The sequence below is a fragment of the Sinorhizobium sojae CCBAU 05684 genome (assembly GCF_002288525.1).
GTDB classification, from domain to species: domain Bacteria; phylum Pseudomonadota; class Alphaproteobacteria; order Rhizobiales; family Rhizobiaceae; genus Sinorhizobium; species Sinorhizobium sojae.
In genome coordinates, this window is the sequence record NZ_CP023067.1 from 1017489 (window position 1) to 1041234 (window position 23746).

The following is a 23746-nucleotide window of genomic DNA, read 5'->3' on the forward strand; positions in this document are numbered from 1 at the left end:
TAACTGATGCCCGTCCTAAAGAACGCGCGGCACGAGAAGTTCGCCCAGGCGCTCGCCAAAGGCAAGACGGCGACGGATGCATATGCGGCCGCCGGGTACAAGGGCGATCGAACCGCCGCATCGCGGTTGTCAACAAATGTCAACATCAGTCGACGTGTTGAAGAGATACAGGGCAGGGTGGCCGAGAGGGCCGAATGGACGGCCGCTGACAGGCTTTTAGCCCTCAAGACGATATTCGATGCCGCCGCAGAGAAAGACGCGCGTGTGGCCATCTCTGCCATTGCTGAAGCGAACAAGATGCAAGGCAGCTACGCGCCGGCCAAACGCGAGATCACGGGCGCCAACGGCGGCCCGATCTCAACAGTCGATCTGACCAACGTGAGTGCTGATGACCTCGAACGCCTCGAAGCTCTCTTTGGTCCGCTTGCCGGTGGACCCGGCGGCGATGATGAGGGCGATACGAGCGGAGAAGGCTAGGCGAGCCGCTGAATCCGAACGCGAGCGTATTGCCAAGGATGCAGAGCGTATCCGGGCGCGGTGCCAGTCGCTTGCGGGGTTCGTCCGCGAAGCCTGGCATGTGCTCGAGCCGACGCAGAAGCTGGTATGGAACTGGCATCTGGACGCGCTTTGCGCTCACCTCGAGGCGATAACCGACGGCCGGATCAATCGGCTGCTGGCAAACGTTCCGCCAGGCTCGTCTAAGTCGGTCATCGTCTCGGTCATGTGGCAGGCATGGGAGTGGGGGCCGAAGGGTCTTGCTTCCCTCCGCTACCTGACGACGGCGTTCAACGATGGCCCGGTCAAGCGCGATACCCGCAAGTGTCGCGACCTCATCCTGTCGGAGTGGTATCGCTCGCTCTGGCCGGAAGTGAAGCTGAACCGGACGGGCGAGACATCCTTCGCCAACACATCGACAGGGACGCGGGAAGGCGTTCCCTTCGGCTCCCTGACGTCACAGCGCGGCGATCGGCTGATCATCGACGACCCGCATTCGACTGAGACCGCAGAGAGCCCGGCAGAGCGCACGGCGACGACCCGCAAGTTTCGCGAGGGTGCTCAGAACCGCCTGAACGATCAGGAAGCATCCGCCATCGTGGTCATCATGCAGCGCCTGCATGAGGAAGACGTGTCGGGTGTGATCAAGAAACTCGGCATGGACTATGTCCACCTGATGCTTCCGATGGAATTCGAGCCGGAGCGCAAGTGCGTTACCTGCATCGGCTTCGAAGATCCGCGGACATATGACGGCGAGCTTCTGGACCCTGTCAGATTCCCGCCCGACGTTGTCGCCAACCTAAAGCGCGACATGGGCTCCTATGCATTCGCCGGCCAGTATCAACAGCGGCCCGTGCCCCGTGAAGGCGGCATGTTCAAGCGCGAATGGTTCGCCGGCAAGATCATCAGCCAGGCGCCGGCCGGAACGCGATGGGTCAGGCATTGGGACTTAGCCGCGACAAAGAAGGTCACCGCAGCGCGCACCGCCGGCGTGAAGCTCGGTCGCGCGCCTGATGGCTCGTTCATCGTCGGCCACGTCGTCAAGACCCAGGACGAGGGCAATAAGGTCAGGATGCTGATCAAGGCCACAGCGGAAGTGGATGGCAAGAGCGTCGATATCAGCCTCCCGCAGGATCCAGGACAGGCCGGCAAGGTGCAGGCGAAAGACATGGTCGCAATGTTGGCGGGCTGGAAGGTGACCGCCGAACCGGAAACGGGCGACAAGATCACGCGAGCCGAACCGTTCTCGAGCCAGTGCGAGGCGGGAAACGTCTATCTCGTCGCGGGTGAGTGGAATGAGGACTACCTCGACGAGCTCTGCATGTTCCCGGGCGGCTCGTTCAAAGACCAGGTCGACGGCTCGTCCGGCGCCTTCGGGAAGCTGATAAACGCACCGCGGAGCGGGCACGAAGTCGAGATAACGGGGCTTTACTGATGACCGATACCGAATTCGACATCACCGCGAAGCATCCGAGCTACGACGCCTATATCGACCAGTGGCGGATGATGCGCGATGCGGTCGACGGCGAAGACTGCGTGAAGGCGCGCGACACGGTCGGGCATCAAAAGTATCTGCCGATGAAGTCCGCGATGCGGGCGATGTCCGACCAGCAGGCGAAGGAAGCCGCATACAAGGCATACAAGGACCGGGCGGAGTTTCCGGAGATCGTTTCACCCACGGTGCGCGGCTGCCTCGGGCTCATCCATTCGAAGCCGTCGGTTTATGAACTGCCGTCCAGCCTGAAGCCGCTCTTGGAGAAGGCCACCAAAGAGGGTTTGACGCTTGAGGGGCTGCACCAGCGCATCACCGCAGAATTGCTGCGTGTGGGGCGCTATGGGCTGCTGGCGGGTGTTGCGGAAGACGGTGCATTCCACATCGCCGGCTACACCACGGAAACCGTCATCAATTGGGACGTCGACGAGACGGGAAAGCTCTACTTCCTCGTCCTCGACGAATCCTCCCAGGTCCGCAACCCGGTAACGAACAAATGGGACGGCCGCGAGCAATATCGTGAATGCCTCGTCGATACCGAGCGCGGCGTGTTCCTGTCGCGCGAATGGGTCGCGAAGGTCGTCGACGGCAAGAAGGAATGGCTCATAGGCGAGTGGGTCTCCGCCACGATCAAGGGCAAGGACGCCCTGCCGATCCTGCCGTTCACCTTCATCGACACGATGGACCTGACGACAGAGCCGGACGACATCCCTCTCTATGGCCTGGCAAAGCTCGCCTTCCGGGCCTACCGGCTTGACGCGGACTACGTCACCGCCTTGCACATGACCTCGGAGCCGACGCCTTGGGTGTCTGGCGTCAATAAGGATGCTGCGCCGATCACGATCGGAGCTTCGAAGCTTTGGGTGCTTGAGCCGGAAGGGGCTGAGTGCGGCTTTCTCGAATTCAACGGCCCTGGCATCGCGGAGCAGGAAAAAGCGATCAAAAACACGCTCGAGCGGGCCATTATCTTCGGAGCTCAGCTTTTCGCGGACAATAAGCGGGCGGCGGAATCGGGCGAGGCATTGGAACTCCGCCTTGGCACGCAGACGTCGACGCTCACCATGATCGCCAAGGCATCGGCCGCCGGTCTCGAGCAGACACTGCGCCAGATCGCAGTGTGGAATAGCGAAGATCCTAAACAGGTCACTGTCAAGCCCAACCTCGACTTCATCGATCGGCAACTGACGCCGCAGGAGATCATGGCGCTTGTCTCCGGCTGGCAGTCGGGCGGCTACTCGCGCCTGACGCTTTACGAGAACCTGCAGCGCGGCGGTGTCGCCAACCCGGAACGCACATTCGAAGACGAAAGCGAACTGATTGCCGGCGATCCGGTGCTTGCCGGTATGACGTCGGGTGAGGGCGACAATGGCAACGGCGAATGAGGAAGCCTTAGACGCCTCGGTGCGTCACCAGATCGGCATCCTGCGGTATTCCTCGTCGGTCGTCCGCAAGGTCGTCTCGCTGCTGAATAAGGTCGACGACCGGCTCGTCAATGAAATCGCCAGGCGCGGGGTAGGGGATCAGGGTTTTACCCAGCGCCGCCTGGAACTGCTGTTGGACTCGGTGCGCGCCATCATAGCCGAAGCCTATGGCAAGGCCACCACGGCGCTGAATGACGAACTGAAAGACCTGTCGACCTACGAGCGCGACTTTCAATTGAACATGCTCGGTCGATCTATCCCGGTTCGCTTCGACTTCATCAAGCCGACCAGCGCACAGCTTTATGCAGCGGTGACGGCCCGCCCATTCAACGGCCTGCTGCTGCGGGACTGGTACAAGGATCTTGAGGCCGGCGCCTACCGCCGCCTTCGGGACTCAATCCGCATGGGCTATGTCGAAGGCCGGACGACGGATCAGATCGTCAGGGACATTCGCGGCACCAGGGCGCAGCGATACAAGGACGGCATTCTCGAAATCTCCCGCAGGGGAGCCGAGGCCACCGTCCGCACGGCGATCAACCACACCGCCACCGTTGCCCGCAACGAGACGTACAAGGCGAACAGCGACGTCATCAAAGGCGTCGTCTGGGTGGCGACTCTCGATCATCGTACGACTGCGGTCTGTCGCGGTCGTGACGGCAAGGTCTATCCGCTCGACAGCGGACCCCGGCCGCCGGCGCATATCAACTGCCGCTCCTCGACGGCCCCTGTGCTGAAGTCGTGGAAGGAAATGGGCATCAACCTCAAGGAAGCGCCGGAAGGCACGAGAGCGTCAATGGACGGTCAAGTCCCGGCGTCGATGACCTATTCGGATTGGCTGAGAAAGCAGCCGAAAGAGGTACAGGACGACATTCTCGGGGTTGCCAAGGCGAAACTGTTCCGCAGCGGCGGCTTGACCCTCGACAGGTTTGTTGACGCCAAAGGCCACGAGTATACATTAGCGGAACTCGCCAAGCGCGAGAGCGAGGCTTTTGCAAAGGCTGGCATTGACCGATAAACCGCAACGCTTCCGAGTGATTCCAGGCGGCCCCGCTGGCGACGGCGAGGCAAAGCCCAAGGCATATCGCGCAAGGAAGCGTGGCGAGCCGGAAGTTCTGACCTGCAGCGTCTGCGAACAGGACACGGGCATCGCAACGGCGCTCACCTTCGAAATGAAACAGGGCCGGATGATCCGCGACGGGCAACCGTTCGGCGGGTCGAAGGTCATCTACTGCGGGTTCTGCTTGGCCCGCGGGAAGCTGACGAGGTTGGTGTGAGCGAGTGGCGATTGATCCACGAGAGCGACGACTGGCCGGATTGGCAAGACGTGGGCAAGCGCGTCGAAGTCGAATTGGAAGACGGGCGCACAGTCACAGGTCTGCTCAACGCTGACACGGCCGGAAGCGATAACCCGATATTTGAAATCGAAACCGCTGACGGGGCGTTCCCGTTCGGCTACCCGGTTCGCTGGCGCGTCATCTAAACCTCAAGGAACATCGTTGCTCACAGTTGCATGCGTCCTTCGCTCTGGCGGAGTGTATGACGCTGAGGATGTCTTGCGCCTTGAAGCCGGCGTGAGCGCGCATCTTGGCATCCCGCATCGCTTCGTCTGCCTGACCGACATGCATGTGCTCTGCGACATGGTCCCGCTCGAGGAAGGCTGGCCCGGCTGGTGGTCGAAGATGGAACTGTTCCGCGCAGATATCGCTGGCGATCTGCTCTACTTCGATCTCGACACGATCATCACCGGCGACCTGTCGGACATGGCATCGATCGGCCGCCTCGCCATCATGCGGGACGTCTACCGGCCGGACGGGCTGCAATCCTCGGTCATGTTCATTCCGGAAGCCGTGCGGAAACAGGTCTGGGAAGTCTTCACAGAGGATCCGGCGCATTACATGGCGCAATACTCCTGCGGAGGCGATCAAGCGTTCCTCGAGCTTCTGTGGCTCGGGAAAGCGGCCATTTGGCAGGATGTTCTTCCGGGGCAAGTTCAATCCTACAAGGCGGCCCACATGGCCGAACGCGGCGTTCCCGACAACTGCCGAGCGGTGATCTTTCACGGTCGGCCGAAACCAAGAGACATCGGATGGAAACTGTAGTGCGCTTCAAGGTGCTCAAAGCCCGTATACCGGTCGTCCCGCGCTTCTGGTGGCATGTCGCAGGCCGTCGTCTTTTCGACAGGTCGGTTTCGCCGCGCATCAAAGCTATGTGGAAACTCGGCGCATACAATACCGAGGTGGCGCGATGAGTGTTCTGCCTTTGCCCACCGGCTACCGGCTGGAGCGCGGCTTGCTCTGGCCTGCCGATGACCGGGACTGCGCGGCCGTCGTGTTCGACACCGTGCCCGACATGGACCATGCGCTCAAGCACTGCCGGAAGTTCGATCTCGCAGTGCAGGCCGGCGGCAACATGGGCGTCTGGGCTCTGTCGCTTGCCCAGGATTTTAAGCGGGTAGTGACGTTTGAACCGGATCCGGTCAACTTCCGGGCGCTCGTCCACAACACCTCGACGGCAAAGAACATCCTGGCGCTGCCCTGCGCTCTCGGTTCGAAGGGCGGCACATGGTGCGATCTGGAGCGGGAAGCGGGCAATGCCGGCGCCCATCAGGTCAAACTCGGCGATGTCGCCCCGGTCGTCACGCTCGACGATCTGAACCTGCCGGCGCTGGATCTGCTCTATCTCGATATCGAGGGCTTCGAGATGATGGCCTTGATGGGCGGTCTCTCCACCATCGTCAAGTTCAAGCCGGTCATTGCGATCGAGGACAAGGGCCTCTCCGAGCGCTACGGCTACAAGCAGAACCAGGCGGAGAAGTTCCTTGCCTCGCACGGCTATGAGGTCGTGGCGCGGCCGCACCGCGACGTGGTGATGGTATGCGGGCGGTAGTCATCGGCGGCGGGGCGCCCGTCTGGGACGAGCTCGAGCAAGCGGAATCGCTCTGTGACTTCGATCTGCTGATCGCGATCAACGATGCTGGGGCGAAATATCCCGGCATTGTCGACTATTGGGTGACCCTGCATCCGGAGAAACTTGGAATATGGGCCAAGCAGCGCCAGGAAAACGGCTTCGCACCGGCGAGGCACCATGTCGCTCATGAAGACAACACGCATGCCGCGCGGCGTAATGCGTTCCCGCTTTCCTTCATGGTTCCGTATACCTGGCCCGGATCGTCGGGCCTTTTCGCTGTGGAAGTGGCGATCAAGAAGCTGGGTTGCGAAAAGATAGTCCTTTGCGGCGTGCCGATGACGGCGACCCCGCATTTCTTCGACAACGTGAACTGGGATGCGGTCGCGGGCTTCTGGGATGCCTGGCCGATCGCCTATCCACATATCAAGGACAAGGTCCGTTCGATGAGTGGACGCACCAAGGAATTGCTCGGGGCTCCGTCCCGCGCATGGCTCGAATAGAGCGCAAACTACCGAACCCCGACCCCAACCGGCTCGTCAGTGACGGGCCTTTTTTTATGGAGCAAGGCCAGTGGCCATCAAAGCAATCGTACAAGACCTCGACAGTGTCGAAGAACAGTTCCGCGGCCTTTATGCCGAGAAGGACGGCGTGTTCGTCCTGCAGATCGGCGGCCTGCAAGAGCATCCGGACGCCAAGGCGCTGAAGGGCGCACTGGACCGAGTCCGCGGCGAGAAGCGCGAATTGACCGAGAAGCTGACGGCTGTCGAATCCCGCCTGACCGGTCTGCCGGACGATTTCGACGGTTCCGCCTACGAGACCCTGAAGCAGGCGGCGGAAGGGAAGGGCGGCGCCCCGACCGAGGAGCAAATCCAACAGATCCGCGACAAGGTCCGCCAGACCCTCGAGACCAAGTACAACGGCGAAATCCAGACCCGCGACGAGCGCAACGCCAAACTCAACGCCGCCTTGCAGCGGATGACGATCGACGACGGCCTTTCCCGCGCCATGGACGAGGCATCGATCGACCCGCGGCACAAGGCGAAGCTGCTGCCCTACCTGAAGTCCGCCGGCAAGATCCAGGTCGAAGAAGACGGAGACGTCTTCAAAGCCTCAGTCGAAACCGATCTCGGCCCCGTGTCGCTGTCTCGCTTCGTCACTGACTGGGCGGGCTCGGATGACGGCAAAATCTACGTCGCCAAGTCCACCGGCCCGAACCCTCCGGGCGGCAAGGGCAACCTCGGCGGCAAGACGATGAAGCGCGCCGACTTCAACGCCCTCGACCACAAGGCACAGCGCGAAACCGTGTCGGGCGGTACCCAGATCGTCGACTGACAACTCCCCGCGGGCGTCCAGTGGTCGCCCGTTCCCCCAAGGCCAGTGGCCTCTTTCAGCCTCAAACCATCAATTGAAACCGAAAGGAGCCCACTGTGGCCAATACGCTTACCAACCTGATTCCGGACCTCTACGAGGCTCTGGATGTCGTTTCCCGCGAACTGACCGGCTTCATCCCGGCGGTTTCCCGCAACTCCTCGATCGAGCGCGCGGCTCTCAACGAGACCGTTCGTATCCCGGTCACCCCGTCCGCGTCGTCCGCCGACAACACCGCTGGCGTCAACGCCCCGGATACCGGCGACCAGACGATCGATAACGTCTCCGTGTCGATCACGAAGTCCAAGCACGTTGCGGTGCGCTGGAACGGCGAAGAGACTAAGGGCCTGCAGAACGCCGGCACCTTCTCCAGCATCCAGGCGCAGCGCTTCTACCAGGGCATGCGCACGCTGGTGAACGAGATCGAAACCGATCTCTGGACGGAAGCCTATCAGAGCTCGTCCCGCGCCTACGGTACGGCCGGCACGACTCCGTTCGGCACCGCCGCCGACATGTCCGACTTCGCGGGCGTCATGCGCATCCTCGAAGAGAACGGCGCCCCGAAGACCGACCTGCAGCTTGTCCTCGGTCATGCTGCGGTTGCCAACCTCCGCGGCAAGCAGTCCGGCCTCTTCAAGGTCAACGAAGCCGGTTCCGCCGACATGCTCCGCAACGGCATGACCGACCGCGTCATGGGCATGGCTCTCCGCCATTCCGACGCTGTTAGCCTGCACACCAAGGGCACGGGCGCAAGCTACCTGCTCAACGATGCGTCCTCGGCAGTCGGCGACACCACGATCGCAGCTGACGGCGGCTCCGGCACGATCCTGGCCGGCGACATCGTGACCTTCGCGGGCACGACCGACAAGTACGTGGTCAACACGGCCCTGTCGTCCGGCTCCTTCGTCATCGGCAAGCCCGGTCTTGTCGCTGCCGAAACCGACAACGACGCGATCACTGTTGGCAACAACTACACCGCCAACGTCGCCTTCGACCGCTCGGCTATCGTCCTTGCCACCCGCGCTCCGGCTATGCCGAACGGCGGTGACATGGCCGATGACGCGATGATGCTTGTCGACGACCGTACCGGTCTCGCCTTCGAAATCGCCGTCTATCGCCAGTTCCTGCAGGTCGTCTACCACGTCCGCCTGGCTTGGGGCTTCAAGGTCATCAAGGAAGCGCACGTCGCTACCCTGCTCGGCTAACCATGAGACGGGGGCGGCGCAATCCGCCCCTTCTCCCAACCATGAAGGAATCCAGACATGAGCAACCAGATCCCGACAGTGAAGATTGCCGACCCCCGCAAGCCGGGCGACTACGCGATCATCAATGAAAGCGACTTCGATCCGGCCGTCCACAAGCGGTGGGGTGAAGCGAAGGCAGAGGCAAGCACCGCAGAAATCCCAGCCGACTGGCAGGAGATGAAGTGGTTTGCGCTCCGCTCTCTGGCCGCCAACTTCTCCAACAAACCGCCGGCGAACAAGGCCGAGGCCGAAGCCATCATCAAGGCGGAACTGGCGCGCCGCTGATAGGGGTATCCCATGGCCATTGACGTTACAGCCGGCTCCGCAACCGCCGTTGCCTATGGCTCTGCTGCTGAAGCCGCCACCTATTTCACGGCCCGCGGCATTTCCACATGGACGGGCACAGAAGGCGATAAAGAGGAAGCCCTCATCCGAGGCTGCGATTACCTTGAACGCCTCTATGCGGGCCGCTGGGTGGGCGTGAAGACGTCTTCGACACAGGCGCTCGCCTGGCCTCGGGCCTATGTCAACGATCTCGATGGCTATCCGATAGCATCGGACGCGATCCCGACCGCGATCAAACGCGCCAACTTCGAAGCGGCGTTGCTGATCCTGACCGGAACCGACCTCGAGCCCGTGCTCACCCGCGGCAATGCCATCAAACGCAAGAAGGTGAAGGCCGGACCTGCCGAAGTCGAGACCGAATATGACGGCGGCGCACCGACGCGCTCGACGGTCACCTCGATCGATGGGCTGCTGACCGGCTTCATCACCAACAGCAACGGCATCGACCTTCTGAGGGCCTGACAATGTGGTGGATCGTCCCGGCGGCTCTCTCGTTCGGGGCGTTCTTCATCGCTTTCAGCCTTTGCGACGGGGAGCCGATGCGGAGCGAATGGGGATCGCTGCTGATCGGCTTTGCCAACTTCATGCTGTTCGCGTTCGCGACACTCGTCTCGCTGGTCGCCTGGCTGGTCTACTTCATCGTGAATTGATCGGAGATCGCATGGACCGCGTCATCTGGTGTGACAAGGGCTGGCAGCCGATGTACTTCGGCTTCTGCCCCAGCGAGAAGGCGTGGAAGAAGGAAGTCAAGCGTCTGGGCCATATAGACGCTGAGTACCCCACCAATGCTGGAACGTGCACGGTCTTTCACGAGACCAAGGGCTGGGGGGAATGCATCCTCGTCACCATTGCCGACGGCGCCGAGAGCGAGCGGAATATGCTCGAAATCGTCGGGCTTCTCGTCCACGAGGCAACCCACGTCTGGCAGTACATCCTGAAGCACATGGGCGAAAAGAGCCCTAGCGCCGAATTCGAAGCCTATTCGATGCAGGCCATATCGATGGCGTTGGTCCAAGCATTCGATAAGACGAGGGGGTTGCCGAAATGACCACCACCGTCGCCGCAATAGCCGAGGAAGTCTTCGACGCGGTCGCCGAAGAGCTTTCGGACGTCATCCTGTCCTGCACCGTCACCCACAAGACGCAGGGCGCCTATGACGCCACCACGGGCGCTTATAGCGAGACGACGAGCACCTACACTGGGCGGGCGCTGATCTGCACCGGCGCGACCGTGGAAGGCGTAGGCGGGGCCAAGATCACCGACATCTTCCCCGGCTATGTCGCGGGGCCGGCGGACGTCGTGATGATCCTCGAGGGGCTGACCGGCGACCCAAAGGAGAACGACACGATCGCGGCCGGCGGTGTCACGCGCACGATCAAGGCTGTCGGCGATGTCGTCGGGGCCGGTTCGTTCTTCATCGTGATCGCCGCATGAGCGAGCCCGTCCCGATGATGCTCACGACCGAGGAAGGCGAGGAACTGCCGATCGTCTGCCTACTCGATGACGATGGCGATGAAACGGACGACCTCGATGACGCGGCTTTCGCTGTCTGCCAGACGGGAGACGGGCGGCTGCTCGCTTTCGAAATCACCTCTTGCGAAGAAATGACGGTCCACTGATGGCGCAGAAGGCTATGGACTTCGCCTTGAGCCTCCAGGCGCTCGGTGAGGAACTGACCGACGACGCCGTTCAGCAGGTCGTGCAGAAGGTCGCGCTGCAGGCGTTGCGCGGCGTCGTGATGAAGAGCCCGGTCGACACTGGACGCTTCCGCGGCAACTGGACGGTCTCGGTCGACGCCAAAGACACATCGATCACGGATGCGACCGACAAGGGCGGGGGAGAGACCATCGCCAAGGGTGCGGCGCTGATTGCCGCCCTGCCGCCTTATCGCACCGTCTGGATATCCAACAATCTGCCCTATGCGCGCCGCCTGGAAACGGGCTGGTCGAAGCAGGCGCCTGCCGGCGTCGTCGCCCTGACCATTGCTGAAATCGAGAGCCAATTCAGATGACCTTGGAAACGGAACGCTCCGCGATCGAATCCCGCTTCGCGACGCAATGGGCGGCCTCTGCCTACTCGGCTCTCAAGGTCGGCTACGACGGGCAGAAGTTCGAATTCGTCGCCAACACCACGTCGGTTCGGATGCGGATCGCCGACGGCGCCGCAGAGCAGATCAGCTTCGGCAGCCCAGGCACCAATCTCATTCGGAACGTCGGCGTGATCCTCTTCCAGATCGCCACGCCTGGCGGGGTAGGGACCGCGACACTCCGCCCGATCGAAGAGACGATCATGGGGTTCTTCCGCAACGTCACCTTCGGCGGCGTCAGGTGTCGCGTCCCCTACGTCATCGGAAGGGAAGACGAACCGCCCTTCCTGCTCTCGACCATTGCCTGCCCCTTCGAGCGTGACGAGTACAACGGCTAACAGCACTGCCCGGTTGACGGGCTTCTTCTTGAAAGGAACCCTCAATGACCATTGCAGATACCTCGGGCACCCGCCTTGCCTTCGTCACGGAGTCGACGGAAGGCACGACTCCTTCCTCCCCCACCTTCCAGGTTCTCCGCTTCACCGGCGAATCCCTCGTCGGCGAAAAGCAGACGGTCTCGTCGAACGAAATCCGCTCCGACGGCAACGTGCCGGACGTCACCAAAGTCGGCAAGATGGTCTCGGGCGGCTTTGACTTCGAGCTGACCTATGCCACCCTCGACAGTCTGCTCGAAAGTGCGCTGCTCGGCACCTGGTCTTCGAACGTCCTGAAGAACGGCCGCGACCGGCACGCCTTCACCTTCGAAAAGACCTTCGAGACCGGCGCGACCGACGTCTTCCGCCGCTATGCCGGCTGCCTCATCAACACCACGACGCTGAATTTCCAGGCGAAGCAGATCGTCACCGGCAACATGTCCCTGATTGGCCGGTCCTATTCGGCGGCTGCCGCGGCACTCTCCGGCGCCACCTATACCGCCGCCAACACCAAGGCGGTGATGAACTGCTCTTCCGACTTCGCCTCGCTGACGATCGGTTCCGTCTCCCCGGCGCTGCAGGTCCGCTCCATCCGCCTCAACCTCAACAACAACCTGCGGGCTCAGGACAAGATAGGTTCCGATGATCTGGCCGGCGTCGGCCTCGGTCAGCACGTCGTCACCGGCTCGATCGAGGCATACCTCGAGAACAAGGCGGTCCTCGACCTGCTCGACAACCACACGAGTTCGTCGCTGTCCTTCACGGTCGGCTCGGTCTCGGGTGAGAAGTACACGATCAACCTGCCGAAGCTCTACATGACCGCAGGCGACGCGCAGACCCCCGGCAACAACCAGGACGTCATGGTCAACATGGACTTCCAAGCGATCTATGACACCTCGGGCTCGCCGGCCAACAACGCCAGCATCATCATCACGCGGGCCGTCTCCTAATGGCAGTCGTCCGCGTCATCCCCTCGCAGGACTTCGATGGCTACCCGGACGGCATCAAGAAGGTGTCGTTCCAGGCGGGCGTCGAAGCCTCCGTTCCCGAGCATTACGCCAAGCTCCTGACCGACAAGGGCATGGCTACCCGCAAGAAATCCAAAGCCACCCCCGACAACGAATAGTGTGCACGCTAGGCCGTGGCGGGTGTCGGGCTCGCCACGGCCACCCCTCCCGACAGAAGGAATCCCGATATGCAGATTGACGGCTTTGTTCCCGCCGACAAGACGATTGCGCTCGAAGAGGGCGTGACGTTCGTCTATGACACGCCCTACGGCAACGTGACGATCATTTCCAAGATTGCCGGCGACGATAACGAGGACTTCACGCAAGCCTTCGTCAAGCTCTCCCAGCGCCATGACCGCGAGCGCAAGCTCGGTCAGGTCGACGCGGTGAAGCAGTTCTCCGACATCATCCGCCTCTATGGAACGACGGTTGTCCTGAAATGGTCGACGACGGCGAAGTCTGCAGGCAAGCCGATCGAGTCCACCGTCGACAACTTCGTGGCGATGATGGAAACCCCGGCCTTCCGGCGCGTCTTCGCGCTGTTTCAGGAGGATTGCGGCGACCTCGCCAACTTCCGCGCCAAACAGGAAGAGGACGCCGCAAAAAACTGATCGAGGCCCTGCTCTGGAATCTGGAGTGGGGCGAACATCTCGAATTTCTCCAGGATAGACGAGATGCCGGTAAATCGGCTCCAGCGCTCGACAGGCGCGTTTTGCCGGATCAGGGCAACGCATTCTTCTGGAAAGCCTTCCAGACGCTCAGCAAGGCCCGCAGGCCGGCTTTTGACGGTGTCTCCGATATCCTGATTGCCGACATTCTCGCCTATGCCGATCTGGTCGGGGTCCGTGACCTCGATCTTCGGGGGCAACTCTGCCGGATCGTCGTCGCGATGGACGAGGCGGCTCTCGAATGGGCTCGCGCCCGCAAACCACAACCGAAATAAGGGTCTGACGCTATGGAAAGAGGAGTTTCGATATTCATCGATCCGTCCGGCGCGCAGACCGGCGGCCGCGTCGTCAAGCGGGAACTGAAGGAGATCGGCGACGCGGCGATCGGCGCGCAGAAGATGACCGATCAACTGACGCGCGCCCAGCAGGAAATGGCCAAGTCGGCCCAGGCATCGGCGCAGGCTCTCACCCAGCAACAGGACGCGCTTCGGGCCAAGTTCAACCCGACCTTCGCCGTGCTCCAGCGCTACAAGCAGGTGCAGGACGAGATCCGCATGGCGCATCGTGTCGGGGCACTGTCTGCCAATGAGATGGCGAACGCGCTGTCTCGCGAGCGGCAGGCGGCGCTTGCCAATGTCGCAGCGCTCAAGTCGCACACCGTCGCCATCCATGCGAACAATGCGGCAATGCGCATGGCTTCCTTCCAGCGCACGAACCTGATCTTCCAGTTGAACGATATCGCGGTTTCGCTCGCCTCCGGCATGAATCCGCTGATGGTCTTTGCGCAGCAGGGCAGCCAGATCAGCCAGATCTATGCCGGGCAGGGCGGGGTAGCGGCTGCACTCCGCGAGACGGCGGACATGGCCGGTCGCGCTGCATCCCGTTTCGGCCGCTGGGGCGCCGTGCTTGCGCCTGTCGCTCTCGGGCTTGGTCATATCAAGAGCGAGGCTGAAGCCGCTCTACGGTCCTCTGTGACCTGGGGTGAGGTGATGACCGCGACCTTCCAGACGATATGGGAAGGATTGCAGAACACCTTCGGGCCGGCGGTCTCCACGCTGCTCGACCCGCTGTTCTATGCCTTCGAAAAGCTCTCTTCGGCGGCCGTCGACGTGGGCGAATTGGTGATCAACTCCTTCCGGGCGGCCTACGAGGACGTCAAGTTCATCTGGAACCAGTTCCCGAACATGATGGGCGCTGCCTTTGTCGGCGCTGTGAACTTTGCCATTCGCGAGCTCAACAGCTTGATCAAGAGGAACGCCGACGCGGTCGATCAGATCATAGCAGCGTTCAATCGCATCCCCGGCGTGGATATCCCCACCATAGGTGCCTCTGACCAGACCATCCCGGAACAGCGCAACCCCTATGCGGAGGAACTGGCGCGCGCCGCACAGCAGCGCAATGCCGATATCGAATCCATCATGACGAGCACGCCCTTGCGCGACTTCGGCTCTGACGTCGTTGATCGCATCGGAACCAACCGCGCGCAGTCCCGCCTTGCCGATCTGGCTAATATGGACTTTTCGCGGTCCATCCAAGGCGCTACCGGTCTCAGCCAGGCAGTCGGAGGAATTGCGACGGCAGCACAGCAGGCGCGTTCCACCGTCATCGACGTCAACCAGCAGATGATGGACGCGCGCCGCGCCACGCTCGCGGGGTTCGAGCAGTCTGGAAACCAGCTTCGTTCCATGAAGTCGGAACTGAAGGACATCCAGGCAACGCTTGCCGCTGCGGCTCAGACGCCGGTGGCGGACGTGTTCGGACGGGACATCAACGGGGCCTCCAGTGCCATCGAAGCGGCTGCTTCCTCTATACAGAAGGTGTTCAACGCCCTCGATAGCGGCACCATGACGGCAAGGACGGCGCACGAAAGCCTTGAACTGATCCGGCAAAGCCTTCACCAGCTTGGCGGCAACACCGCGTCCGTCGACGCTTTCATCAACGCCCTGATCAACGGCAACATGCGCGCCCGCGATCTGGAGTCGGCGGTCAAGTCGCTCTCCAACTCCATTCAGAACATCCCGGACAAGCTGATCCGCATCGGCATCCAGCAATACACCGTTCCTTCGGCCAACGGCGGTACGGCCAATGTCAATGTCATCGGCGGCAACGCCGATTTCTCCTATTCGCAGTATCAGGTCGGCGGCGGCAAGACCGTCGGCGTGTCGGCCGGCAACGGCTCCTATGGCGGCCAGAGCGGCTATTACTACGACTCGCCCTACGACATGCAGACGCTCCAGCAGATGGGCCGTCTCAGCGGCACCCGCGCGGCCGGCGGTCCGGTATCGGCGGGCGGCACCTATCTCGTCGGCGAAAATGGCCCGGAGCTGCTCACCATGTCCGGGGCCGGGAACGTCACCGACACGAACTCGACGGCGGCGATCCTCTCCGGCGGCCGTGACACGCTCTCGCTGATCGAGGACCATCTCTACAACGTCGTCCAGGAGCTCCGCATCCACACGAACTATTGGGAGACGGCGGAAAGCGAATTCTCCGAAATGGTCGCTTGCCTCAAGTCGCTCAAGTCGGCTGTCTCCAGCGGTGGCGGATCCTATTCGGGCGGTTCGTCCTATTCTCGTGGATCGTCACGGGGTTCCTATGGCGGTTCGTCCGGTTCGTCGGGCGGACAAAGCCATCTCGACCCGTATTCGCCCTACTATTTCAATGCTGCGCGCAATTTCGCCGGCACGGGCGGGGGCCGGTACGATCCGGTCGCGGATGCGATGCTCAACGGCAATGTCGGCGCCCTTGCTGGCGTTGGCCAGGGGCCCGGGTATTTCGGCGGCGCCTATCTCAGCAGCATCAATATCGGGGGCGCCGGTTCCTCTCCGACCTTGCTCGATCGCCTCAAGCGGCAAGTCGGCTTCGCCAACAACGGCCAGATCATGCCGGGCGAAGACCAGAAGGTCGAGTTCTTCAAGCGCAACAAGGAACGGGTGATCATCGTCGATGACAACCGGGTGTCGGATCAGCGCGGCGCGCAGCCGGCGAAGAGCGACCGGCCGATCCAAATCATCAATAACTTCAATGGCGGCAACATCGGCGACGCCAGATCCCGCCAAGCGATGGAAGACCAGTTCCGCCGCGCCGTGCAGCAGGTGAAGTAAGCTATGGTCGATCATTCCACCGCGATCCTCTCCGACAATCTGGCGGTCGGCTACACCTCGGGGCCGGAGTTCCTGACGGCGATCACGTCGGTTTCAGGCGGCTATGAACGTCGGAACGCGCGCAGGGCCAACCCCCGCTGGCGTTTTGACTTCTCCATTGCCGAGCTCAACGACGATGAAATCCGCGACATGCTCGACTTCTACATGGGCCGCCGCGGGCCGCTCTATTCGTGGCTCTTGAAAGACCCGTGGAATTTCGAGCTCGTCGACGAAACGGCGCTGATCGGCGGGACGGTGCTTGTCGCGGCCGGCGGCGAAACCACGGCCCAGGTCATCAAGCGCTATGACATCGGGGGGAACCCCTTTACCCGCACGATCAAGTACATCGCCTCGGGCACGCTCAAGGTCTATGTCGACGGCGTTCTTGATGGTAGCGCAACCCATACAGACGGACTCGTCACGCTCTCCGCTCCGCTCACCGCGGGACAGGTGGTGACGATCGGCACGGCTGCATCACCGACCGAATATTATTTCCCCGTCCGCTTCCGGAACGACTTCGCCGGCCTGCAGATGTCCTCGCAATCGGCCAATTACGGTTCCATCCAGAGCTTTGACGCACAAGAGGTGCTGGAATGAGGAACGCCTCGGCCGCCCTCAAGAGCGCCGCTGCATCAACCGTGACGACGCTTGGCTGGCTGTGCCGGATCACGACCATCGACGGCGCGAATGTCTACCTGAACAATTTCGGCAAGAACGTCACCGTCGGCGGGAATGTCTACCTCGGCAATCCAGGCTTTGACATTGGCAATATCCGGGTGACGGACGGCCGCGACCCGCCCTCGGTCGAATTGATCCTGCCAATCGACGACACGACGCCCATTCTCTTCGACGCCGCCGCACGGCGCAAGCTCGACCAGGCCCGCATCCGGCTTTACATCATAGATCATTCCTCCCTGGAAAACGTCGAGATTGGCTTTCAATGGTATGTCGGCGCCGTCGATGCGCTGGACAGCCGACGGGCGACCTTGGACGTCAGAGCGGCAGAGCGCGCCCAACGCGAATTGATGCTGAAGTCGTTCAAGCCGGGCTGCCAATGGGATCTAGGGGAAACGGGCTGCGGCGTCGACGTCGCCGGCTCATGGCAGGACTCTGTCACCGTCGCGACCTATACCGACGCCTTCACCTTCACGATTTCCGGTGCGCGCGGCGCGGCGGTCGATGACTTCTTCGCCAATGGCGCAATCAAGTTCACGTCGGGCGAGAATGAGGGCTTTTCCTATGCCGTCCGACGTTGGGTGCAGTCCTCGTCCACGGTGAAGCTCTGGGAGCCTCTGCGGGCTCCTGTGGCGGCTTCTGATACCGCTCTGATCCATGCAGGGTGTGACAAGTCCGTCGGGGCCAATGGCTGCGAGCGGTTCTCCAACATCGCCCGGCGCTTCGCCTTCGAGGATCTTCCGACCGGCGATCTGACCTTCAACGTCAAGCAACCGGCGCCCGCGCAGGAATCGAGCGGCGACAACGACAGCTATGTAAGGTGGGCTCAAGGCTAATGGCGTGGGGGATAGTCGGACAGAGCGGCGTAACGCCATATGGCCCGTTCTATGGCATTGCGACGACCGAACCCGTTGTCACGTCTTCCGGCGGCACGTCGTCTGGAGAAATCGGCCTGCCGTCTCCGCTGGGCGACAAGATCCCGCAGGGCATCGGCACGTTCCCGGTCTACGGCAAGCTGATCGTCGACCCCGATCTGCTGGGCGGCGTCACGCAATCCGGCGACACGACCAAGGTCAATCTCGTTCTGGCGTTCTGCGAAACGTCCCTGGGCGGCACGGTGTCGCTGATCAACCTCAAGGCCAACGACAAGTACATCTATCGCACGGAGACGCCGACCAAGACCTTTCCCGGCACGATCCGCTTCTATGGCGGCGACCAGGCGGCGCTCGACACGTTGCTCGAGGACAACCTCGATAACCCGACCTATTGGCCGAAACTCGCCTATGCGGTGCTGGAAGGGTTTGATATCGCGCCCTATGGCAATCAGCTTCCGTCATTCCAGGCAGAGCTTTCGACCGGGGCAAGCTCGAGCGCGCTTTCCAGCGCAGAGGCAACGCTCAATTTCGGCGCGATCCATGATGGTTCCGGCGGCGATGAAAACGCCATAGACCGGGTCCGCAACCACTTCTACACGTCCGACCTCGATAACTCGACGGGCGACGTCTACATCCTCACCATCGATATCCTGACCAATCAGGAGATCAACCGGGCCAAGGTCTCGTGGGCTGGCGGGACGACCGACTACATCGGCTATTGGGTGTCTCTCGACGGCTCGGATTACATCGTCGGCGCCCTGATCGATGACGCGGACAACCTCTATAAACTCGCCCTCATCAACACGGTGACGGGCGTCGTTGATGAAGTCCTGGCCCCGCTCACCAAGACCGGCACGCCGTTTGAGCCGAATCCGATCCGGGCGCAACTGATCTCGAGCGGAGCGGCGACGAAGTATCTCGTCTATTCGGATGCAATCGGCACGGTCAGCGACGGCAATTGCCCGCTGATGGTCACAGTAGCCGACATCACCGCCGGCACGCTCACGAACATCGTACACCAGTTCACAAACCCGGTTGCGGCGAGTGGGTCGGGTGAAATCAGGTCAACATGCCCCGGCCCATCCGTCGATGGCACGGCGATCATGTTTTTCGTTCCGTCCGACGCAGGCGGCGGCGAGGATAACAACGTCTGGAAAGCGGTCTTTTCTGAAGCCGGAATCGTCTCCGTTGCCATCGCCCATACCGGCACGGATTGCCGAGACGTCGCCTACGATTGGACCGATGACACCATTGTCGTCTACGACGCCACCGGCGCGCTGAAGAAGATCGATAGCCTGGGGTCCACCCTCTACACGGTCGCGACTGGCGTTACCGATCTCCGGATCAACTATTCGCATTACGAGACGGGCGGCCAGTTCAATTTCAAATGCCGGGACGGGTTCGCGGCCGGCTGCCGGGTCTTCGGCGATGGCGCGGTCTATCTGATCGACCTCTCCGACGGCTCCACGTCGTTCATCATCGACGATAGCGACTACATGAGCGGCTACGTCTATTACGACCAGTCGAAGGGCTATCTGACCACGGACGCGGTGAACCTGACGTTCTCCGGCATGACGCGCTACACCCTGCCGCTCTCCACGGTTCCCGTCTTCGACCTGCAGACCGTTTACACGAAGCTGGCGGAGTACCGCGGCAAGTTCTCGTCCTCGGATCTGACCTTCACCAACTTCTCCGGGGGTGAGTGCTACGGCGTCGTCTATGAGAACGACACCACGCTCGACAATGCCGAGCAGGACGCCAACAACATCTTCGACGTCAAGATCGTCCCCTCCGACGGCAAGCGGAAATACATCAAGGCCAAGCGCGACGGCTCCTTCGCCGTGGACGACACCCTTGCATCAACCGATATCGTCGAGCAGGCCGAATTCAACATCCGCAAGACCATGCTCTCGGACGAGCAATCGCTTGTCGGGGCCCGGATCTCCTACATCGACAAGAACGCCCGGTTCGAAAGGACGGAGCAGGAATACCGCCGGCCGGTCGGCATCTACTCGGTCACCCGCTCCGATCGGGTCGAAGACGTCTCCACCAACTTCGTCCTGTCGTCCACCCAGGCGATGCAGGCCGTCACGACGAAGGTCTACCGCTCGAATTTCGGGCTTGATCAGTATGCCTTCACGCTGGCACCGAGCAATTTCTACAACGAGCCCGCCGATATCGTGCAGTTCGATTTCGAAGGCTTCACCATCGTCGGCCAGATCAACGAGGCGAACCTTTCCGGAGAACTGTTCACCCAGGACGTGGTTGTCACCCAATACGTGCAGGCGATCGATGCGGACTTCACCGGCGTCGACCTCAACCTGTCGGACATTACCGACCCGTCATGGCTGACGCGGTTTCTGTATCTCGACGCGCCGCTTTTGAGCCTGGGCGATGACCTCGGGGGAACAGCGGTTCGGCAATATGCAATGCTGTCCGGCTATGGGTATGGCACATTCCAGGGCGCCACACTGTACCGCTCGTACGATGGAAGCTCATACGGGGTGCTGACCTCCCGCTATGGCGTCTCGCCCGTCGTTGGGCGTCTGGAGGCGATTACGGGTAGCCCTGTGGTTAATCCGGGCACGGACACCGCGTCGAGCCTCACGGTCGCGGTCATCTCGGGCGATACGGCCGACCTCGCCAGCATTACACAGGCCGAGCTCTACACCGGTCAGAACAAGGCGCTGGTCGGCAAGCCTGGGCGGTGGGTGATCATCTATTTCCAGACTGTTTCCGTCACCGACAAGACCGCGACGATTTCCAACATCATCTGGTCGGCTCCGCACTATCAGACGTTCTTGGATGACCTGACGGCCGGGGATTATTTCGTCCTTCTCCAGCCCGGTCACCATGTCCGGTTCGCGGGCGAGGCCGGGCGGCTCGGCGATAGCGTCTTCTACAAGGCGGCGTCGGATGCCTTCAACATCTCGCAGGTTCCGACCGAGTCGCATACCCTCGTCGGGCGGGCGGAAATGCCGTTCCCAGCCACGAACCTCACGGCGTCAATCGTCGGATCAGACATTGCGCTCGGCTGGGATTGGCGCTCAAGGCTCAACCCGATCGCCATTCTGACCGGGCCGGCCGATACGGTTCATGGAGAATCCAGCCTGTCCTTCGAGATCGACATCATGGACGGCTCGACGGTGAAGCGCACGCTGACCGCAACGACCAACGAAAAGACCTATCTCGCCGCGGACATCTCTTCGGATTGGGGCTCAATGCCGGCCGATATCACCTTCCGCGTCTACCAGATCAGCGCGCTCGTCGGGCGCGGCTATGTCGCTGAAGATACCATAACCCTCTAGGGGCACCCATGACGAACAACACTGGACGCACCCCGGTTGCCGCCAACCAGGGGTCAGGGGTCTTTGACGACCTTGAGGACAACCTCGGGCGGCTCGACGCGAAACTGACGGAAGCCCTGACGGTTTCCGTTGACAGCACGTCGGAAAGCCTGACGTCGGCACAGATGCAGGCCAATGCCTGCTTCATCCTCAACACCGGTTCCCCGGCTCCTGGCGGCCCGGTAACGCTCACGGTCGCCGCGGTCGAGATCGGCCGCTTCACCGTCGTCAACAACACCAGCCAGACGGTCACGGTGACCATTTCCGGGCAGGTGGTAACAGCGCCGACCGTCGCCAGCGGATCGACGCAAACCTTCATCTCGGACGGTGTCAATGTCCGGGCGGCGGTCTCGGCTCCGAGCACGGGAACGGCGTTCGAACTCGTCGTCGCTGCTTCCGACGAGACAACGACGCTCACCACCGGCACGGCAAAGGTCACGTTTCGCATGCCGCGGGCGGTCACGCTTACGGCGGTTCGGGCATCGCTCACGACGGCTTCATCTTCCGGTGTCGTGACCGTCGACATCAACGAGGGCGGCGTTTCGATCCTCTCCACGGCAATCACCATCGACGCGAACGAGAAGACATCGACCACGGCGGCGACGCCTCCCGTCATCTCCGACTCCTCACTCGCAGACGACGCAGAAATGACCATCGACATCGACACGGCAGGGACAGGGGCCAAGGGGCTCAAGGTCGCGCTGATCGGAACAAGGAGCTAAAACATTGGCGGCTTTCAACAAAATCAACGCTTTCGTCGAGAACCTGGCGGAGAAGGTGCACAACCTTGGGGCGGACCAACTTGTCGTGGCCCTGACGGCGGCGGCAAATGCGCCGGTTGCGACCAACAGCGTCTTGGCCGATCTCACGCAGATCAGCTACACGAACCTGTCATCGCGCAACGTCACGACCTCGTCGTCGTCACAGACGTCCGGCACTTACAGCCTTGTGCTCGCCGACCTGACGCTGACGGCGTCCGGCGGCTCTGTCGGGCCGTTCCGGTACATCGCGCTCTACAACGACACGCCGACGTCGCCGGCAGACCCGCTTATCGGCTGGTACGACTATGGCTCCGACCTGACGCTTGCCGACGGCGAAAGCCTCACCATCGACTTCAGTGCAAGCGGCGCGATCACGATCGCCTAAGCGGAGCATTCATGAGCTTCCTCATCAACCCGTTCGTCTATCTGTCGGCCGGCGCGACGCTGACGGCAGAGGCCGGCACGTTCACCCTGACCGGTGTTAATGCGGGCCTGTTGCGCGCCTTGCGCATGGAGGCGGCTGCCGGCGCCTTCACGCTGACGGGTAACGACGCGGATATCTCGACCGGCTATCCCGATCTCGTAGCGGAGACCGGGACATTCACCATCACGGGCAATGCCGCTGCGCTCACACGGGCGCTGCGCATGGAAGCAAGCGCCGGGGCGTTCTCGCTTACCGGCAACGTGGCAGGTCTCAGTAAGACCCTCACCGTCCTTGCAGAGGGCGGGTCGTTCACGCTGACTGGCGTCGACGCGGCGTTCAAACGGGCGCTCGCCATGGCGGCGGCACAGGGCTCATTCACGCTAACGGGGAACGCGGCGACGCTAACTTATGGCGCGACAGACCCGAACTTCTCAAGCGTCGTTCTTCTGTGCGGCTTTGACGGTACGGACGGGGCGACCACATCAACGGACGACAGCAACTCCGCCCACACGCTCACCTTCGTAGGCAACGCGCAACTCGACACGGCGCAGCAGAAGTTCGGCGGGTCCAGTCTGTTGCTTGATGGGACTGGCGATATAGTCACTTGCGCGGCAAGTACCGACTGGGACTTCGGAAGTTCCCCCTTCACCATCGAAATGTTTGCTCGTTTCAACACGATCACATCCACAAGTAGGTCGGTTCTCGGCAGTTCTGGATCTAACGCAGCCAGCTTTGTGATGGGCATCAATGCTGGGCTGAGTAATTTCCAATTCGCATTCAGCTCGAATGGGGGATCGTCCTTCAACGAGATCATCACATCGTCCGGAGTCACTGCGGCGACCGGCCAGTGGTATCACCTCTGCGTCGATCGCGACGGCTCGAACAAGATCCGACTCTATATCGACGGCGTCATGCGCGGCAGCCTGACCACAGCCAACGCCATCAACTACGAAAGCACGGCTCTAGCGATCGGTGCGACTGACGGCACCGGGTCTTCAGACATGGATGGCTGGTTAGACGAGGTCCGCATTACCAAGGGCGTGGCGCGGTATGCATCCGATTCCGGCTTCACGGTTCCGACGTCCGCCTATCCACGGTCATAAGAAATGCCGCG

General features: G+C 61.8%; 30 protein-coding genes. All 30 read left to right on the plus strand.

Features of this window, described 5'->3' with window-relative positions; genetic code table 11:
* Nucleotides 1-6: 6 nt before the first annotated feature.
* The 30 genes from SJ05684_RS29955 (at nt 7) to SJ05684_RS05150 (ending at nt 23735) form a co-directional block, all read left to right on the plus strand.
* A complete protein-coding gene (locus SJ05684_RS29955; protein WP_050980184.1) occupies nt 7-477 on the plus strand; it encodes a terminase small subunit in 471 nt (156 codons plus the stop codon).
* A complete protein-coding gene (gene terL / locus SJ05684_RS05015; protein ID WP_244426719.1) occupies nt 449-1930 on the plus strand; it encodes a phage terminase large subunit in 1482 nt (493 codons plus the stop codon). Before SJ05684_RS29955 ends, terL begins: the two co-directional genes overlap by 29 nt.
* Entirely contained in the window at nt 1930-3369 is a 1440-nt protein-coding gene (locus SJ05684_RS05020; protein WP_034858685.1) for a DUF4055 domain-containing protein, read from the plus strand. The genes terL and SJ05684_RS05020 overlap by 1 nt, the downstream gene beginning before the upstream one ends.
* Nucleotides 3353-4423: a minor capsid protein gene (locus SJ05684_RS05025; RefSeq protein ID WP_034858688.1), complete on the plus strand. Its 1071-nt coding sequence runs from the start codon at nt 3353-3355 to the stop codon at nt 4421-4423. Before SJ05684_RS05020 ends, SJ05684_RS05025 begins: the two co-directional genes overlap by 17 nt.
* A 270-nt stretch (nt 4424-4693) precedes the next feature.
* Nucleotides 4694-4888, plus strand: a complete 195-nt coding sequence (locus tag SJ05684_RS05035) for a hypothetical protein (RefSeq protein WP_034858694.1) — start codon at nt 4694-4696, stop codon at nt 4886-4888.
* 91 nt (nt 4889-4979) lie between these two features.
* Nucleotides 4980-5507 (plus strand): hypothetical protein, encoded by a 528-nt coding sequence (locus tag SJ05684_RS05040; RefSeq protein WP_244426720.1) that lies wholly within the window; start codon nt 4980-4982, stop codon nt 5505-5507.
* Nucleotides 5495-5656: a hypothetical protein gene (locus SJ05684_RS29485; RefSeq protein WP_157212017.1), complete on the plus strand. Its 162-nt coding sequence runs from the start codon at nt 5495-5497 to the stop codon at nt 5654-5656. Before SJ05684_RS05040 ends, SJ05684_RS29485 begins: the two co-directional genes overlap by 13 nt.
* Complete coding sequence (locus SJ05684_RS05045; RefSeq protein ID WP_050980185.1) at nt 5653-6294, plus strand: FkbM family methyltransferase; 642 nt, start codon at nt 5653-5655, stop codon at nt 6292-6294. Before SJ05684_RS29485 ends, SJ05684_RS05045 begins: the two co-directional genes overlap by 4 nt.
* Nucleotides 6282-6815, plus strand: coding sequence for a hypothetical protein (locus tag SJ05684_RS05050; protein WP_034858700.1), 534 nt, complete (start codon nt 6282-6284; stop codon nt 6813-6815). The genes SJ05684_RS05045 and SJ05684_RS05050 overlap by 13 nt, the downstream gene beginning before the upstream one ends.
* A gap of 70 nt (nt 6816-6885) precedes the next feature.
* Complete coding sequence (locus SJ05684_RS05055; protein ID WP_034858702.1) at nt 6886-7647, plus strand: hypothetical protein; 762 nt, start codon at nt 6886-6888, stop codon at nt 7645-7647.
* Between the two features lie 95 nt (nt 7648-7742).
* Nucleotides 7743-8888 (plus strand): major capsid protein, encoded by a 1146-nt coding sequence (locus SJ05684_RS05060; protein WP_034858707.1) that lies wholly within the window; start codon nt 7743-7745, stop codon nt 8886-8888.
* Between the two features lie 57 nt (nt 8889-8945).
* Nucleotides 8946-9212, plus strand: a complete 267-nt coding sequence (locus tag SJ05684_RS05065) for a hypothetical protein (RefSeq protein WP_034858709.1) — start codon at nt 8946-8948, stop codon at nt 9210-9212.
* Between the two features lie 12 nt (nt 9213-9224).
* A complete protein-coding gene (locus SJ05684_RS05070; protein ID WP_034858712.1) occupies nt 9225-9734 on the plus strand; it encodes a DnaT-like ssDNA-binding protein in 510 nt (169 codons plus the stop codon).
* Nucleotides 9735-9736: 2 nt separating this feature from the next.
* Entirely contained in the window at nt 9737-9922 is a 186-nt protein-coding gene (locus SJ05684_RS05075; RefSeq protein WP_034858716.1) for a hypothetical protein, read from the plus strand.
* 11 nt (nt 9923-9933) lie between these two features.
* Nucleotides 9934-10320, plus strand: a complete 387-nt coding sequence (locus SJ05684_RS05080) for a hypothetical protein (RefSeq protein WP_050980186.1) — start codon at nt 9934-9936, stop codon at nt 10318-10320.
* Nucleotides 10317-10706, plus strand: coding sequence for a hypothetical protein (locus SJ05684_RS05085; protein WP_034858719.1), 390 nt, complete (start codon nt 10317-10319; stop codon nt 10704-10706). The genes SJ05684_RS05080 and SJ05684_RS05085 overlap by 4 nt, the downstream gene beginning before the upstream one ends.
* Nucleotides 10703-10891, plus strand: a complete 189-nt coding sequence (locus SJ05684_RS05090) for a hypothetical protein (RefSeq protein WP_095694213.1) — start codon at nt 10703-10705, stop codon at nt 10889-10891. Before SJ05684_RS05085 ends, SJ05684_RS05090 begins: the two co-directional genes overlap by 4 nt.
* Nucleotides 10891-11283, plus strand: a complete 393-nt coding sequence (locus SJ05684_RS05095; RefSeq protein ID WP_050980187.1) for an HK97 gp10 family phage protein — start codon at nt 10891-10893, stop codon at nt 11281-11283. Before SJ05684_RS05090 ends, SJ05684_RS05095 begins: the two co-directional genes overlap by 1 nt.
* Nucleotides 11280-11696 (plus strand): hypothetical protein, encoded by a 417-nt coding sequence (locus tag SJ05684_RS05100; protein ID WP_034858722.1) that lies wholly within the window; start codon nt 11280-11282, stop codon nt 11694-11696. Before SJ05684_RS05095 ends, SJ05684_RS05100 begins: the two co-directional genes overlap by 4 nt.
* Nucleotides 11697-11740: 44 nt before the next feature.
* Nucleotides 11741-12682 (plus strand): phage tail tube protein, encoded by a 942-nt coding sequence (locus tag SJ05684_RS05105; protein ID WP_034858725.1) that lies wholly within the window; start codon nt 11741-11743, stop codon nt 12680-12682.
* A complete protein-coding gene (locus tag SJ05684_RS29490; RefSeq protein WP_157212018.1) occupies nt 12682-12858 on the plus strand; it encodes a hypothetical protein in 177 nt (58 codons plus the stop codon). Before SJ05684_RS05105 ends, SJ05684_RS29490 begins: the two co-directional genes overlap by 1 nt.
* A gap of 69 nt (nt 12859-12927) precedes the next feature.
* Complete coding sequence (locus SJ05684_RS05110) at nt 12928-13350, plus strand: phage-derived protein YdaY family protein (RefSeq protein WP_034858728.1); 423 nt, start codon at nt 12928-12930, stop codon at nt 13348-13350.
* A gap of 101 nt (nt 13351-13451) precedes the next feature.
* Nucleotides 13452-13682, plus strand: coding sequence for a phage tail assembly chaperone (locus SJ05684_RS05115; RefSeq protein ID WP_034858731.1), 231 nt, complete (start codon nt 13452-13454; stop codon nt 13680-13682).
* 12 nt (nt 13683-13694) lie between these two features.
* Complete coding sequence (locus SJ05684_RS05120; RefSeq protein ID WP_034858733.1) at nt 13695-16511, plus strand: phage tail length tape measure family protein; 2817 nt, start codon at nt 13695-13697, stop codon at nt 16509-16511.
* A gap of 3 nt (nt 16512-16514) precedes the next feature.
* On the plus strand, nt 16515-17147 hold the full coding sequence (locus tag SJ05684_RS05125; RefSeq protein WP_034858736.1) for a DUF2460 domain-containing protein: 633 nt from the start codon (nt 16515-16517) through the stop codon (nt 17145-17147).
* Entirely contained in the window at nt 17144-18061 is a 918-nt protein-coding gene (locus SJ05684_RS05130; protein ID WP_034858739.1) for a DUF2163 domain-containing protein, read from the plus strand. Before SJ05684_RS05125 ends, SJ05684_RS05130 begins: the two co-directional genes overlap by 4 nt.
* Nucleotides 18061-21408, plus strand: coding sequence for a phage tail protein (locus tag SJ05684_RS05135; RefSeq protein ID WP_034858742.1), 3348 nt, complete (start codon nt 18061-18063; stop codon nt 21406-21408). The genes SJ05684_RS05130 and SJ05684_RS05135 overlap by 1 nt, the downstream gene beginning before the upstream one ends.
* Nucleotides 21409-21416: 8 nt before the next feature.
* Nucleotides 21417-22169, plus strand: a complete 753-nt coding sequence (locus SJ05684_RS05140) for a hypothetical protein (protein WP_050980188.1) — start codon at nt 21417-21419, stop codon at nt 22167-22169.
* A 4-nt stretch (nt 22170-22173) separates the two neighbouring features.
* A complete protein-coding gene (locus tag SJ05684_RS05145; RefSeq protein WP_034858744.1) occupies nt 22174-22593 on the plus strand; it encodes a hypothetical protein in 420 nt (139 codons plus the stop codon).
* Between the two features lie 11 nt (nt 22594-22604).
* Nucleotides 22605-23735 carry a LamG domain-containing protein gene (locus SJ05684_RS05150; protein WP_034858747.1) on the plus strand — a complete coding sequence of 377 codons (1131 nt, stop codon included), beginning with the start codon at nt 22605-22607 and terminating at the stop codon, nt 23733-23735.
* Nucleotides 23736-23746: the final 11 nt, after the last annotated feature.

Excerpts from the sequence above, each read along its gene's own strand:
- SJ05684_RS29955 (WP_050980184.1), top strand. The coding sequence starts at position 7 with ATGCCCGTCCTAAAGAACGCGCGGCACGAGAAGTTCGCCCAGGCGCTC.
- terL (WP_244426719.1), top strand. The coding sequence starts at position 449 with ATGAGGGCGATACGAGCGGAGAAGGCTAGGCGAGCCGCTGAATCCGAA.
- SJ05684_RS05020 (WP_034858685.1), top strand. The coding sequence starts at position 1,930 with ATGACCGATACCGAATTCGACATCACCGCGAAGCATCCGAGCTACGAC.
- SJ05684_RS05025 (WP_034858688.1), top strand. The coding sequence starts at position 3,353 with ATGGCAACGGCGAATGAGGAAGCCTTAGACGCCTCGGTGCGTCACCAG.
- SJ05684_RS29485 (WP_157212017.1), top strand. The coding sequence starts at position 5,495 with ATGGAAACTGTAGTGCGCTTCAAGGTGCTCAAAGCCCGTATACCGGTC.
- SJ05684_RS05045 (WP_050980185.1), top strand. The coding sequence starts at position 5,653 with ATGAGTGTTCTGCCTTTGCCCACCGGCTACCGGCTGGAGCGCGGCTTG.
- SJ05684_RS05050 (WP_034858700.1), top strand. The coding sequence starts at position 6,282 with ATGCGGGCGGTAGTCATCGGCGGCGGGGCGCCCGTCTGGGACGAGCTC.
- SJ05684_RS05065 (WP_034858709.1), top strand. The coding sequence starts at position 8,946 with ATGAGCAACCAGATCCCGACAGTGAAGATTGCCGACCCCCGCAAGCCG.
- SJ05684_RS05070 (WP_034858712.1), top strand. The coding sequence starts at position 9,225 with ATGGCCATTGACGTTACAGCCGGCTCCGCAACCGCCGTTGCCTATGGC.
- SJ05684_RS05075 (WP_034858716.1), top strand. The coding sequence starts at position 9,737 with ATGTGGTGGATCGTCCCGGCGGCTCTCTCGTTCGGGGCGTTCTTCATC.
- SJ05684_RS05080 (WP_050980186.1), top strand. The coding sequence starts at position 9,934 with ATGGACCGCGTCATCTGGTGTGACAAGGGCTGGCAGCCGATGTACTTC.
- SJ05684_RS05085 (WP_034858719.1), top strand. The coding sequence starts at position 10,317 with ATGACCACCACCGTCGCCGCAATAGCCGAGGAAGTCTTCGACGCGGTC.
- SJ05684_RS05090 (WP_095694213.1), top strand. The coding sequence starts at position 10,703 with ATGAGCGAGCCCGTCCCGATGATGCTCACGACCGAGGAAGGCGAGGAA.
- SJ05684_RS05095 (WP_050980187.1), top strand. The coding sequence starts at position 10,891 with ATGGCGCAGAAGGCTATGGACTTCGCCTTGAGCCTCCAGGCGCTCGGT.
- SJ05684_RS05100 (WP_034858722.1), top strand. The coding sequence starts at position 11,280 with ATGACCTTGGAAACGGAACGCTCCGCGATCGAATCCCGCTTCGCGACG.
- SJ05684_RS05105 (WP_034858725.1), top strand. The coding sequence starts at position 11,741 with ATGACCATTGCAGATACCTCGGGCACCCGCCTTGCCTTCGTCACGGAG.
- SJ05684_RS29490 (WP_157212018.1), top strand. The coding sequence starts at position 12,682 with ATGGCAGTCGTCCGCGTCATCCCCTCGCAGGACTTCGATGGCTACCCG.
- SJ05684_RS05110 (WP_034858728.1), top strand. The coding sequence starts at position 12,928 with ATGCAGATTGACGGCTTTGTTCCCGCCGACAAGACGATTGCGCTCGAA.
- SJ05684_RS05120 (WP_034858733.1), top strand. The coding sequence starts at position 13,695 with ATGGAAAGAGGAGTTTCGATATTCATCGATCCGTCCGGCGCGCAGACC.
- SJ05684_RS05125 (WP_034858736.1), top strand. The coding sequence starts at position 16,515 with ATGGTCGATCATTCCACCGCGATCCTCTCCGACAATCTGGCGGTCGGC.
- SJ05684_RS05130 (WP_034858739.1), top strand. The coding sequence starts at position 17,144 with ATGAGGAACGCCTCGGCCGCCCTCAAGAGCGCCGCTGCATCAACCGTG.
- SJ05684_RS05135 (WP_034858742.1), top strand. The coding sequence starts at position 18,061 with ATGGCGTGGGGGATAGTCGGACAGAGCGGCGTAACGCCATATGGCCCG.
- SJ05684_RS05140 (WP_050980188.1), top strand. The coding sequence starts at position 21,417 with ATGACGAACAACACTGGACGCACCCCGGTTGCCGCCAACCAGGGGTCA.
- SJ05684_RS05150 (WP_034858747.1), top strand. The coding sequence starts at position 22,605 with ATGAGCTTCCTCATCAACCCGTTCGTCTATCTGTCGGCCGGCGCGACG.